Source organism: Agromyces sp. NPDC029043, assembly GCF_055564615.1.
Genome location: NZ_JBVHVX010000001.1, coordinates 568,923 through 581,010 on the forward strand (window position 1 = coordinate 568,923; position 12,088 = coordinate 581,010).

Consider the following 12,088-nt stretch of genomic DNA (forward strand, 5'->3'; position numbering starts at 1 on the left):
GAGAACTCAATGTTGAGCTTCATCACCCGGCGACTGGTCGGCGGCATCCTCCTGGTCTTCGTCGCCTCCTCGCTGACCTTCCTGCTCATGAACGTCAACAGCAGCGGCATCGCCATCCGCATCCTGGGCGACCAGGCCACCGCGGAGCAGATCGCCGCCAAGGAAGCCGAACTGGGCCTCGACCAGCCCATCCTCCAGCGCTATGTCGAGTGGCTCAGCGGCGCCGTCCGTGGTGACTTCGGCACGTCATGGTTCACCAGCGAGGCCGTCTGGCACACCGTGTTCTCGCGGCTCCCGGTCACGTTCTCGCTGGTCATGGGAACCATCATCGTCACCGCCATCCTCGCGACCATCCTGGGCGTGATCGCCGCCATCCGCCGCGGGTGGGTGGACCGGGTGGTCCAGGTCCTGTCGGTCATCGGCGCGGCGGTCCCGAACTTCTGGCTCGGTCTCGTCCTGGTGATCGTGTTCGCACTTCAGCTCGGATGGTTCCCCGCCACCGGCTACGTCCCTGTGACGACCTCGGTGAGCGGATGGCTCTACACCATCACCCTGCCGGTCGTCGCCCTCTCGCTGGCGGCCATTGCCGCGGTCACGCAGCAGGTGCGCAGCGCATTCATCGATGTCGAGGGTCGCGACTACGTCCGAACCCTCCGCAGCCGCGGCATCAGCGAACGTACCGTGCTTCTCGGTCACGTGCTCCGCGGGGCCGCCACGCCGGGGCTGACCATCCTCGGTCTCCAGTTCGTCGCCCTCCTCGGCGGCGCCGTCGTGGTCGAGCGGGTCTTCTCGCTCCCCGGCCTCGGCGACACCATCGTCAACGCGACCACGAGCGGCGACCTCCCGCTCGTCATGGGCGTCGTCACGGTCAGCGTGGCGCTCGTCGTCATCATCAACCTGCTCATCGACCTCCTCATCGGTTGGATCAACCCGAAGGTGCGTGTCTCATGACCACCGACGTCCTCTCCGCGGACGCGCTCGAAGCGGCCGAGGCCGGCAAGGGGCGCTCCCTCACCCGACGACTCCTGCGCAACCCCCTGGGTGTGACGGCCATCGCCCTACTCGCACTCGTCATCCTCGCCAGCATCCTCGCGCCGTGGATCGCGCCCTACGACCCGAACGCGGCCGACCTCTCGAAGGCGTTCCTCCCGCCCAGCCCGGAGCACTGGCTCGGCACCGACTCCGCCGGCCGCGACGTGCTCTCCCGACTGCTCTACGGCGGCCGGCTCACCCTCGCCGGCGCCGCGATCACCCTGGTCGTCGCCGTCGTCGTGGGCCTGGTGTCCGGGCTCATCGCCGGCTACTACGGCAAGTGGTTCGACACCCTGAGCGACCTGTCCACAAGCCTCATCATGGCCCTGCCGAACATGATGATCCTGCTGGCCATGCGGGTCGTGGTCGGCCCCTCGCTCTGGATCACCATGGCGATCTTCGGTCTCCTGATCTCGCCGAGCATCTACCGCCTCGTGCGTAGCGGCGTCCGACAGGTCAAGGGCGAACTGTACGTCGATGCGGCCCGCGTCAGCGGCCTCTCCGACACCCGCATCGTGAGCAAGCACATCCTCTTCGTCGTGCGAGCGCCGATCATCATCCAGGCCGCCCTCGTCGCCGGCATCGCGATCGCGATCCAGTCCGGTCTCGAGTTCCTCGGGCTCGGCGACCAGACCGTCCCCACCTGGGGTGTGATGCTCAGCGAGGCGTTCCGGAACATCTACATCGCCCCGATGCTCATCATCTGGCCGGGTGTTGCCATCGCCCTGACCATCGGCTCGCTGGTCCTGCTCGGCAACGCACTCCGCGACGCCCTCGAGGACAAGCCGAGCGTCCCGCGACTGCGGCGCGAGCCGTCCGCCGAGATCAAGGCGTTCACGGCCGCGATCGCAGAACTCGCCCCGCCGACGGAGAACGTGACGCTGAGCGTGCGCGGGCTGACGGTCGGGTATCCGACGAGCCAGGACGCCATCACGAGCGTCATCCGCAACGTCTCGTTCGATGTCGGCCGCGGCGAGATCGTCGGCCTCGTGGGCGAGTCGGGATCGGGCAAGACCCAGACGGCCTGGTCGATCCTCGGCCTCCTCCCGCGAGGTGCCGTGATCCAGAGCGGTGCGATCTACCACGACGGCGAGGACCTCCTCGCGGGTGGCGGGCGGCTCCAGCGCGCCCGACTCGGTCGTCAGATCGCATACGTTCCCCAGGAGCCGATGTCCAACCTGGACCCCCTGTTCACGATCGGGCACCAGCTCATCGCGCCGATGCGGAAGCACCTGAAGATCTCCCGCGCCGAGGCGCACGATCGAGCGGTGGCGCTCTTGGAGCGCGTGGGCATCAAGGATCCCGCACGAACCATGAAGGCGTACCCGTACGAGATCTCCGGAGGGATGGCCCAGCGCGTGCTGATCGCCGGTGCCGTCTCCTGCGATCCCGACCTGATCGTCGCCGACGAGCCGACCACCGCGCTCGACGTGACCGTCCAAGCCGAGATCCTCGACCTGCTCCGGAGCCTCCAGGAGGAGCGTGGCCTGTCGATGGTGCTCGTCACCCACAACTTCGGAGTCGTCGCCGACCTCTGCGATCGCGTCGTGGTGATGCGCGGGGGCGAGGTCGTCGAGGACGGCGCGACCGAGTCGACATTCTTCAACCCGACCGCCCCGTACACGAAGGCACTCCTGTCGGCCACGCTCGACGGGACGGTGCCGCGGAACCTACGTGATGCCGAGAAGGCCGCGCTCCACACCGGGCGGATCCCCGACGCGGCCGACGAGGCCACGCCCGGCACCCGTAAGGAGGCCACCAATGTCTGACACGCTGCTCGAGGTCTCGAACCTCGTCGTCGAGTTCCCAGGCCGGCGGCGCCGCGCCCCCTTCCGAGCACTGAAGGGAGTGTCGATCGACATTCGCCCCGGTGAGACGGTCGGGCTGGTCGGCGAGTCGGGATCGGGCAAGACCACCCTCGGTCGCGCCATCCTCGGCCTCGCGCCGGTCACCAGTGGCGAGATCACGTTCGAGGGCAAGTCCATCGTCGGGTTGGGCAAGTCCGAGCGACGCGCGGTGAGTCGCGACCTGCAGGCGGTCTTCCAGGACCCGTACACGTCGCTCAACCCGGCGCTCACCATCGAGGACATCCTGTCCGAGCCCCTCACCGTGCAGGGGATCGCCGGGAAGGAGGCCCGCTCGCGCGTCCGCGAACTGCTCGACGCCGTCGGCCTCCCGTCGGACGCTGCCGGCCGGCGGCCGAACGAGTTCTCGGGCGGCCAGCGGCAACGTGTCGCGATCGCCCGGGCCCTCGCTCTCCGCCCGAAGCTGATCGTGTGCGACGAGCCCGTGTCGGCACTCGACCTCTCCACCCAGGCGCGCGTGCTCGACCTGTTCATCGAGATCCAGGAACGCACGGGCGTGGCCTACCTCTTCATCTCGCACGACCTCATGGTGGTCCGCCACATCAGCCACCGGGTCGCGGTCATGTACCACGGCGAGATCGTCGAGTTCGGTCTGGGCGAGGACGTCACCACGCGGCCCAGCGACGCGTACACGCAGCGGCTGCTCGCCGCATCCCCGGTCTCCGACCCGCGCGAGCAGAAGGTGCGGCGCGAGCAGCGCTGGGCCCAGCTGGCAGCGACCGCCTGATCCGGGCCGAATCACAGACCACCGAAAGGACCACCCATGAACCAGTCGGGCCACCGACCCCCCAACATCGTCCTGATCCTCACCGACGATCACGCCGCGCACTCCATCGGCGCGTACGGTTCGGTCGTCAACGAGACGCCGCGCATCGACGAGATCGCGGCGGAGGGCGTGCGGTTCGAGAACTGCTTCGTCACCAACTCGCTCTGCTCGCCGAGCCGCGCCTCGATCCTGACGGGCACCTACAGCCACGTCAACGGCGTCACAACCCTCTTCACGCCGATCGACGCCAGCCAGCCGACGTTCATCTCGCAGCTGAAGGAAGCCGGCTACCGCACCGGCATCGTCGGTAAGTGGCACATGGGCGAGGACCACGACGCGAACCCGCAGGGCTTCGACTACTGGGACGTGCTCATCAACCAGGGCGAGTACTTCGACCCGCGGTTCCTCTCACCTGACGGTATCCGCCACGAGCAGGGGTACGCCACCGACGTGATCACCGACCTCGCCATCAACTGGGTCGAGAGCCTCGAGGGCGACGAGCCGTGGTGCCTGCTGGTGTGGCACAAGGCACCCCACCGCCCGTGGGAGCCCGACGAGAAGCACGCCGACATGTACTCCGACCCGATTCCGGTTCCGGGCACGTTCTGGGACGATTACAGCACGCGCTCAGCCTCAGCTCGGCGGGCGCTCATGCGCATCGCGGACTACATCAACATGGAGGACCTCAAGGTCGCGCCTCCGCAGGGTCTCACGTACGAGGAGCTCGCGCTCTGGAAGTACCAGCGGTTCATGGAGGACTACCTCCGCTGTGTGGCATCCGTCGACGACAACGTGGGCCGGCTCATCGACTGGCTGCGAGACCGCGGCGAGTTCGACGACACGTTGCTGATGTACAGCTCCGACCAGGGTTTCTTCCTGGGCGATCACGGATGGTTCGACAAGCGGTTCATGTACGAGGAGTCGCTTCGCATGCCGCTGCTCATGAGCTACCCGCGTGCGATCGAGGCCGGCTCGGTGCACGAGGGCATCGTCACCAACGTCGACTTCGCGCAGACCGTACTGGATGCCGCGGGCGCGCCGCACCACGAACGGATGCAGGGTCGAAGCTTCTGGGGAGACGTGGCCGGCGAACCGACCAGTCCCCCTGCGGAGGGAATGTACTACCGGTACTGGGAGAACGACGACTGGTTCCACAAGGCGCCGGCACACTACGGCTTCCGCGATCACCGGTACAAGCTCATCTGCTACTACAACCGCAGCGTCGGGCTCGCCGGTGCCGGCTTCTTCGAGTACCCCACCGAATGGGAGCTCTTCGACCTCGAAGTCGATCCGCACGAACTGCGGAACGTCTACGACGATCCCGCCTACGCCGAGATCCGTGAACAGCTGAAGGTCAAGCTGGCCGACGCCCAAGCCGCCGTCGGCGATGAGCCCATCGAGGCGGTGGACGTCGCCGACGCACGATTCTCGGTGCTGTCGAGGTTGACCGGCTCATGAGCGCCGACCGCCCGACGGCGTCGCGGCGGCCGAACATGCTGTGGATCTCGACGCACGACATCAACCCCGACCTCGGCTGCTATCGCGGCGTATGGCCGGGCGCGGATGCCGCGCGCACGCCCCATCTCGATGAGCTCGCCGCCGAAGGGGTGCGGTTCGACCACGCATTCGCGACCTCGCCGGTGTGCGCGCCGTCCCGCTCCGCGGTGATGACCGGGTGCTTCCCGACGTCGATCGGCACGCACCACATGCGGTCGAAGGCGGTGCCGCCACCCGAGGTGCGGCTGTTGAGCGAGTACCTCCGGAGCGCCGGGTACTACGCGACGAACAACGTGTTCACCGACTTCCAGGTCGAGGTGCCGGGAACGGCGTTCGACGCGTGCATGTCGATCGCGCACTGGCGGGACCGACCGGATCCCCAGCAGCCGTTCTTCGCGGCGTTCCATGGCATGACGACGCACGAGTCGCAGATCTACCTGGATGATGAGGCGTTCTCGCGAGTCACCTCAGGGCTGTCGCGCGCGGAACGGCACGATCCAGAACAGGTGCCGGTACCGCCGTACCACCTCGACACGGAGGTGTTCCGCACCGCGTGGACCCGATACCACGACCTCATCACCGTCATGGACCGATGGGTCGGCGACCTCCTCGCGCAGCTCGACGAGGATGGCCTCGCTGAGGACACCATCGTGGTGTTCTGGAGCGATCACGGTGCCGGGTTCCCGCGAGCCAAGCGGTGGGCCACCGAGGCCGGGCTGCGGGTGCCGCTCATCGTGCGATGGCCCGCGCGCATCGCGGGAGGGCGGGCGCGAACGGATGTCGTGCACCTCGCCGACCTCGCCCCATCGATGCTGCGCATGGCCGGGATCGACGTGCCCGCCCACATGCAGGCGAAGCCGCTGTTCGACGAGGACGGCGCCGACCTCGTGCAGGGCGAGTACGCGTTCGGCGGACGGGACCGGATGGACGAGCAGCGAGACTGCTCCCGCACCGTACGGGACCGCCGGTACCGATACATCCGGCACCGGCATCCGGATCGCTCGCCGATGCAACTGCAGCACTACGCAGAGCCTTTCTCCACTTGGCGACAGCTGCGCCAGTACGTCAATGACGAGGCGCGGCAACGCGCGGCGGGAGAGACCCCGGATCGGCTGACGCCGCTGCAGCGGCAGGTCACCGGCCCGCGGAAACCCGACGAGGAACTGTACGACCTCGCCCAGGACCCGCACGAGACCCGCGACCTGGCCGGTGACCCGGAGTACGCGGCAACCCGCGTGCGTCTCTCGGAGGCCCTCGACGACTGGCTGAACCGAGTCGGCGACGCAGGACTGATCGACGAGGACGACCTCATCGAAGCGTGGCGCCCCGGCGGCGAGTGGCAGGTCACCGACGCGCCGACCGTGACCTCCGACGCGGGCGGCGCGCTGTCACTCACGTGCTCGACCGAGGGCGCCCTCATCGGGTGGACCCTCGACCCGCCCGACCCCGACGCGCGCACGCGCAGTTTGCAGGAACGCATCAGCGGCGATCCCGAGCCCGACGGCCGTCGATGGCACATCTATACCGACCCGCTTCCCCCTACCAGCACGCCGCGATGGGCGCGCGCATGGCGCCTCGGCTACCGAGGCAGCGATGCCGTGCGGCTGCCCGCGCAGCATCCGATCCAAGCTTCATGAGAGGAACGACCATGACCGACACCGTTGCCCGCACCCCCGATCCCGCTGCCACTGCGACGCCCGACGTGGACCTCTCCAGGTTCGACGAACTGCTTGCGCGGCTCACGCTGGAGGAGAAGGTGCGGCTGCTGACCGGCCGCGACTTCTGGACCACCTGGCCCATCGAGAAGATCGGCCTGCGCCGGATCCTCGTCTCGGACGGCCCCAGCGGGGTACGCGGTGAGGTCTGGGACGAGCGCTCGCCGTCGCTGAACCTTCCGTCGGCGACCGCCCTGTCGGCGTCATGGGACCCCCAGATCGCGGCACGGTACGGCGCGGCGTCCGCGGTCGAGGCGCGACGCAAGGGCGTGGACGTGGTGCTCGGCCCGACCATCAACCTCCACCGTTCGCCCCTCGGCGGCCGACACTTCGAGGCGTTCAGCGAAGACCCGGTGCTCACGGCCGGGCTTGCCGCCGCATACGTCGGCGGCGTGCAGGAGAACGGGGTCGGTGCGACACCCAAGCACTACATCGCCAACGACTTCGAGACCGAGCGTTTCACCGCCGACGTCCGCGTCAGCGACCGGGCGCTCCGCGAGGTGTACCTGCGCGCCTTCGAGGATGCCATCGTCGAGTCGCGCGCGTGGCTCGTGATGAGTGCCTACAACTCGATCAACGGCGCGACCGCGACCGAGAACGAGCTGCTCGAAACGCCGCTGAATTCCGAGTGGGGCTTCGACGGCGTGGTCATCAGCGACTGGACGGCCGTGCGCAGCATCGAGAGCGCCAAGCACGCGCAGGATCTCGCGATGCCCGGGCCCGACGGCGCCTGGGGCGATGCCCTGGTCGAGGCCGTCCGTCAGGGTGAGGTCCCGGAATCGGCGATCGATCGCAAGGTGCGACGCATCCTGCTGCTCGCCGCCCGTGTCGGGGCGCTCGAGGGATACGAGCCCGTCGCGGCAGAACCCGCGCACGTCGAGGACGGCGTGGCCTTCGCCCGAGAGGCGGCGGTCGAGGGATCGGTGCTCGTCGAGAATGACGGCATCCTCCCGCTCGCGCCGCCGTCGAGGATCGCCGTCATCGGGCACAACGCCCGACAGGCACGTACGCAAGGTGGTGGCAGCGCCACCGTGCTGCCCGAGAAGGTCGTGTCCCCCCTCGAGGGAATCGCCAGCGCCTTCCCGCAGGCGCAGGTCTCCTATTCGCTGGGCGCCATCGTGCAGGAGGGCTTGGCCGAGCTGGACCGCGAGGGCATGCGGAACCCGGCCACCGGCGGCCCGGGGGCTCGCGTGGAGTTCCTCGACGCCGATGGTCGGGTGATCTTCGCCGAGGACCGGCTCGCGAGCGGCCTGGTCTACTTCGGCGGTGACGCCCCGATCGCACGCATGGACTCGATCGTGTTCGAGACCGAGTACGAGCCCAGCGAGTCCGGTCGCGTTCGGCTGGGGTTCGCGTCGGTCGGGACCGGCCGGATCTACGTCGACGGTGAGCTGCTGGGCGAGGCGACCGCCGAATCGGAGCACGACGACGTTGCGGGTGCCTTCCTGGCTCCGCCGTCGGTCTCCGTCCCCGCCGCCTTCGAGGCCGGCCGGCGACGTCGGATCCGGATCGAGTTCACCCCGACGCACCTCGGTGGCGGCCTGAGCAACGCGTTCAGCATCGTCGTCGGAACCGAGCCGGCGGACACGGATCCCGAGGCGCTGATCGCCGAGGCGGCCGCCGCAGCCGCCGCGGCCGAGGTCGCGATCGTCGTCGTGGGCACCAACTCGCGTGTGGAGTCGGAGGGCTTCGACCGCACGGACCTCGCACTGCCGGGCCGGCAGGACGACCTTGTCCGCGCGGTCGCTCGCGCCAATCCTCGAACGATCGTGATCGTGAACTCCGGCTCCCCGGTGCTGCTGCCCTTCCGGACGGATGTCGCAGCCGTGCTGCTGACTTGGTTCGGCGGACAGGAGTACGGCAACGCCATCGGCGACGTCCTCACCGGACGCCGAGAGCCGGGCGGCCGCCTGCCGACCACTTGGCCGGCACAGGAGAACGACGTTCCGGTCATCGACGTCACGCCGGTCGACGGAGTCCTCACCTACGACGAGGACATCCACATCGGATACCGAGCGTGGCTCCGGGCTGACCGGCAGCCGGCGTACCCGTTCGGACACGGACTCGGCTACACGACATGGCAGCTCGTCGATGCGAGCACCGACGGATTCGTCGGCGACCACGCCACAGTGGAGGTGCGGCTCGCCAACTCGGGCGACCGGGCCGGCAAGCACGTCGTGCAGGTGTACGCCGAGCGCGCCGACTCGCGCGTCGACCGTCCCGCACGCTGGCTCGTCGGATCCGCGGTCGTCCGCGCCGGCGCGGGTGAATCCGTCACCGCGCTGGTGCGCGTGGCTCGTCGCGACCTGGGGTACTGGCAGGACGGCTGGGTCGAGGAGCCGGGGGAGTACCGGCTTCGGATCGGTTCGTCCGTGGCCGACCTGCCGCTCGAGGTGACGGCGTCGCTGTGACCGGCGACACCGGCACCGAGTCACGCGTGCGGGCCGGCTGGAGCCACCTGTTCGCGATGCTCAAGGTCGGCGTGATCGGGTTCGGGGGCGGCAGTGCCCTGATCCCGGTCATGGAGAAGGAACTCGTGCGGCCGGGCCGGCTCCGCGAAGGCGAATTCGTGCAAGACACGGTCATCGCCAACATCACCCCGGGGGCGCTGCCCGTCAAGCTGGCGGCGCTCTCGGGAGCCCGCCTCGGCGGGTCGAGACTCTCGGTGGGCGGCGCCCTTCTCGTCGCCTTGCCGGGAACGGCCGCCACGGTGACGCTGCTCGCAGTGTTCGCGCAGCTCGGGCCCGGCGCCATCCGCTCGATCGAGTTCGCATCGCTGGGCGTCACCGCGTTCATCCTGTACCTTCTCGCCCACTACGTGGTGAAGGTGCTCGCGCCGGGGCACCGGATCCGAGCCGTGCCGATCGTCATCGCGGTGGCAGCCTTCCTTGCCAGCGGCGCTGGGAAGACCGTTCAGCTCGGGATGGACATTGGCGGCATCGGCGGGAGCTCCGCAGTGCCCGAGCTCTCGGCGCTGGGCCTGGTCCTCGTCGCTCTGATCGCGATCACCGTCCTCTCGCTCTGGCAGTACCTGCGTCGCCACCGGCTCGACGAATCCGAGCCGGACGAGCCGCGACCAGGTCAGGTCAGGCGCGCCATCCGTTCGGTCGCCGTGCTCACTGCACTCACAGCGGGAGGTCTGGCGATGGCGTTGGCGGTCCCACCCGTCGGCGACACGATGCGATTCCTCGGGCTCGTCCTCGCGTCGACGGTGACGTCCTTCGGCGGCGGCGAGGCGTACGTCGGAGTCGCCGACGGCTTCTTCGTCGCGGGCGGCAATCTCGACTCGAGCGTCTTCTACGGCCAGGTCGTTCCGGTGGCCAACGCGCTGCCAGGACCGATCCTCGTGAAGATCGCCGCAGGCATCGGATTCGTGCTCGGCGAGGACCAAGGGCTGCTCGTCGCCGCTGCCGCGTGCTTCGTGGCGGTGGGGTCGTGCAGCGCGATCGCCGTGGCGCTTCTGGCCGGCTACGACCGGGCACGCAATTCGCTGCTGATCCGGAACGTGTCGACGTACATCATGCCCGTGATCTGCGGTCTGCTCGCCTCGACCTCGGTCGCGATGCTGCACTCCAACGTGCGCATCGGCGCTGAGGCCGATTTGCCGGCGTCTGTCACTGTGCTCGGCAGCATCGCGCTCGCCATGCTGGTGCCGGTGGTCCGTCGCCTGGTTCGCGTGCCCGACATCGTGTTCATCGTCGCGTACGCGGCGCTGACCTTCGTCGTGCTCCAGGCGATCTGACTGTCGAGTGACCCGACCCCGACAAGCCGCGCGACCATCATCCGTGACGTCCTCGGCTCTTGCAAGACGCTCTGAGGTGGCACGCTCACGGGCGAATGGGGGACGACCGCGTCGAGCGGCCGAGAATTCCCGAGAGCGTGCCACCTCGTCCTATGCCGGGGCGCCGACTCCGAGCTGCATCAGGTCCTCCCCGATGACCAGGTCGCCGCTGAAACCCCGCTGTGCTGCGCGGAGGCGCTTCACATCGACATTGCTCGGGACCATGTGCGAGAGCACGAGCGTCCGAACACCGGCGGGCTCTGCGACGTCGCGACCCACCTGCTCGATGGTGGTGTGGGACGCGAGCAGATGTGCCTTGACCGCCTGCCCCGCGGTGCCCCCGATGACTGCGGCGAGTTCATCCGCGAACGCGGGGTCGATGACCTCGTGGACCAGGTAGTCGGCGCCCTGGGCTAGCTCGATGAGGTTCTCGCTCGGCGCGGTGTCGCCCGAGATCACGACCGACCCGTCCGGAGTGTCGAATCGGAATGCGAACGCGGGCGCGGTCGGTCGGTGGTCCACGAGGGTAGCGGTGACCGAGACGTTGCCGTCCTGCCACACAGGGAACGGTGACACCCGGGGCGGAATGCCGGCCTCGTCCACCGCCCACAGGGCGGAGATGTCGATGTCGCTCAGGCTGAAGTGCGGCCACGGGCCGGGCGCGCCGCTGTCGCGAATGCGGTCGTTGAAATCCGCCGCGAAGGCCTGGTCGAGGTACTCGGTCATCGCGGAAATACCTGGGGAGGGGCGTTCCGGGTTCACAATCGGAGGCGTCGGACGGCCCGGCGGGAACACGCGAGAGAGCGTTTCGCGGTCGCCAGGGCCGAAGACGCGGATGGGGTCGCTCGAAGCGCCGGTGCGGTTGGTCATGCCCGTCGAGTACACCGCCGGCCATTCGGCCAGGTGGTCCGAGTGCATGTGCGTGAAGAAGATGCCTCGCACGTTCGTGAATGCGCGCCCGCCGAATCCCTGCCCGGCGAGTTCGGCCTTCGTCAGCTGCATGTGCGAACCGTGTCCGAGATCGACCAAGTAGAGACCACCGTCGTAGACCACGGCGGTGGAGACGCCCACCCGTTCCGCGCTGAGGATCGTCGGACCGCCGCCGGTGCCCAGGAGCACCAACTTCGTCCGGAAGCGCGAGGTGCTCGCCCGACCCTCTCCGGGAACGGCCGAGGCCGACGTGGCACCGGCCAGGGACAGGCCGCCGAGCACGGTCGACGCTCCGACGGCCTGCAGGAACCTGCGGCGGGAGGACTCGGGAAGGCGGGAAACCGCGTGATCGATGACATCGCACATGACGAACGTCCTTTCAATTCTCGGTGAGGGTGAGGTGGGATCCGGTGCGGGGGGGGGGGGGGGGGGGGGGGGGGGGGGGGGGGGGGGGAGGGGGGGGGGGGGAGAAGAGGGAAGCGGGAAGGCGAACGGGCGTGGC

General features: G+C 68.9%; 8 protein-coding genes. 7 read left to right on the plus strand and 1 reads right to left on the minus strand.

The window, feature by feature from the left end:
• Window positions 1-9: 9 nt before the first annotated feature.
• From ACZ4TW_RS02720 to ACZ4TW_RS02750, 7 genes are read left to right on the plus strand one after another with little or no spacing between them, the layout of a single operon-like run.
• Window positions 10-951, plus strand: a complete 942-nt coding sequence (locus ACZ4TW_RS02720) for an ABC transporter permease (protein ID WP_465539880.1) — start codon at window positions 10-12, stop codon at window positions 949-951.
• Entirely contained in the window at window positions 948-2,801 is a 1,854-nt protein-coding gene (locus ACZ4TW_RS02725) for a dipeptide/oligopeptide/nickel ABC transporter permease/ATP-binding protein (RefSeq protein WP_465539881.1), read from the plus strand. Before ACZ4TW_RS02720 ends, ACZ4TW_RS02725 begins: the two co-directional genes overlap by 4 nt.
• A complete protein-coding gene (locus ACZ4TW_RS02730) occupies window positions 2,794-3,624 on the plus strand; it encodes an ATP-binding cassette domain-containing protein (protein ID WP_465539882.1) in 831 nt (276 codons plus the stop codon). The genes ACZ4TW_RS02725 and ACZ4TW_RS02730 overlap by 8 nt, the downstream gene beginning before the upstream one ends.
• A gap of 36 nt (window positions 3,625-3,660) precedes the next feature.
• Window positions 3,661-5,121: a sulfatase family protein gene (locus ACZ4TW_RS02735; RefSeq protein WP_465539884.1), complete on the plus strand. Its 1,461-nt coding sequence runs from the start codon at window positions 3,661-3,663 to the stop codon at window positions 5,119-5,121.
• The gene (locus ACZ4TW_RS02740) at window positions 5,118-6,797 is read left to right on the plus strand and encodes a sulfatase family protein (RefSeq protein WP_465539886.1); all 1,680 of its coding nucleotides are present in this window, start codon (window positions 5,118-5,120) and stop codon (window positions 6,795-6,797) included. Before ACZ4TW_RS02735 ends, ACZ4TW_RS02740 begins: the two co-directional genes overlap by 4 nt.
• Window positions 6,798-6,808: 11 nt before the next feature.
• Complete coding sequence (locus ACZ4TW_RS02745) at window positions 6,809-9,286, plus strand: beta-glucosidase H (RefSeq protein WP_465539888.1); 2,478 nt, start codon at window positions 6,809-6,811, stop codon at window positions 9,284-9,286.
• Window positions 9,283-10,617, plus strand: a complete 1,335-nt coding sequence (locus ACZ4TW_RS02750; RefSeq protein ID WP_465539890.1) for a chromate transporter — start codon at window positions 9,283-9,285, stop codon at window positions 10,615-10,617. The genes ACZ4TW_RS02745 and ACZ4TW_RS02750 overlap by 4 nt, the downstream gene beginning before the upstream one ends.
• A gap of 150 nt (window positions 10,618-10,767) precedes the next feature.
• Here ACZ4TW_RS02750 and ACZ4TW_RS02755 read toward each other — a convergent pair whose 3' ends face one another.
• Window positions 10,768-11,952: an MBL fold metallo-hydrolase gene (locus tag ACZ4TW_RS02755; protein ID WP_465539892.1), complete on the minus strand. Its 1,185-nt coding sequence runs from the start codon at window positions 11,950-11,952 to the stop codon at window positions 10,768-10,770.
• Window positions 11,953-12,088 lie beyond the last annotated feature (136 nt).

Excerpts from the sequence above, each read along its gene's own strand:
- ACZ4TW_RS02720 (WP_465539880.1), top strand. The coding sequence starts at position 10 with ATGTTGAGCTTCATCACCCGGCGACTGGTCGGCGGCATCCTCCTGGTC.
- ACZ4TW_RS02725 (WP_465539881.1), top strand. The coding sequence starts at position 948 with ATGACCACCGACGTCCTCTCCGCGGACGCGCTCGAAGCGGCCGAGGCC.
- ACZ4TW_RS02730 (WP_465539882.1), top strand. The coding sequence starts at position 2,794 with ATGTCTGACACGCTGCTCGAGGTCTCGAACCTCGTCGTCGAGTTCCCA.
- ACZ4TW_RS02735 (WP_465539884.1), top strand. The coding sequence starts at position 3,661 with ATGAACCAGTCGGGCCACCGACCCCCCAACATCGTCCTGATCCTCACC.
- ACZ4TW_RS02740 (WP_465539886.1), top strand. The coding sequence starts at position 5,118 with ATGAGCGCCGACCGCCCGACGGCGTCGCGGCGGCCGAACATGCTGTGG.
- ACZ4TW_RS02745 (WP_465539888.1), top strand. The coding sequence starts at position 6,809 with ATGACCGACACCGTTGCCCGCACCCCCGATCCCGCTGCCACTGCGACG.
- ACZ4TW_RS02755 (WP_465539892.1), bottom strand. The coding sequence starts at position 11,952 with ATGTGCGATGTCATCGATCACGCGGTTTCCCGCCTTCCCGAGTCCTCC.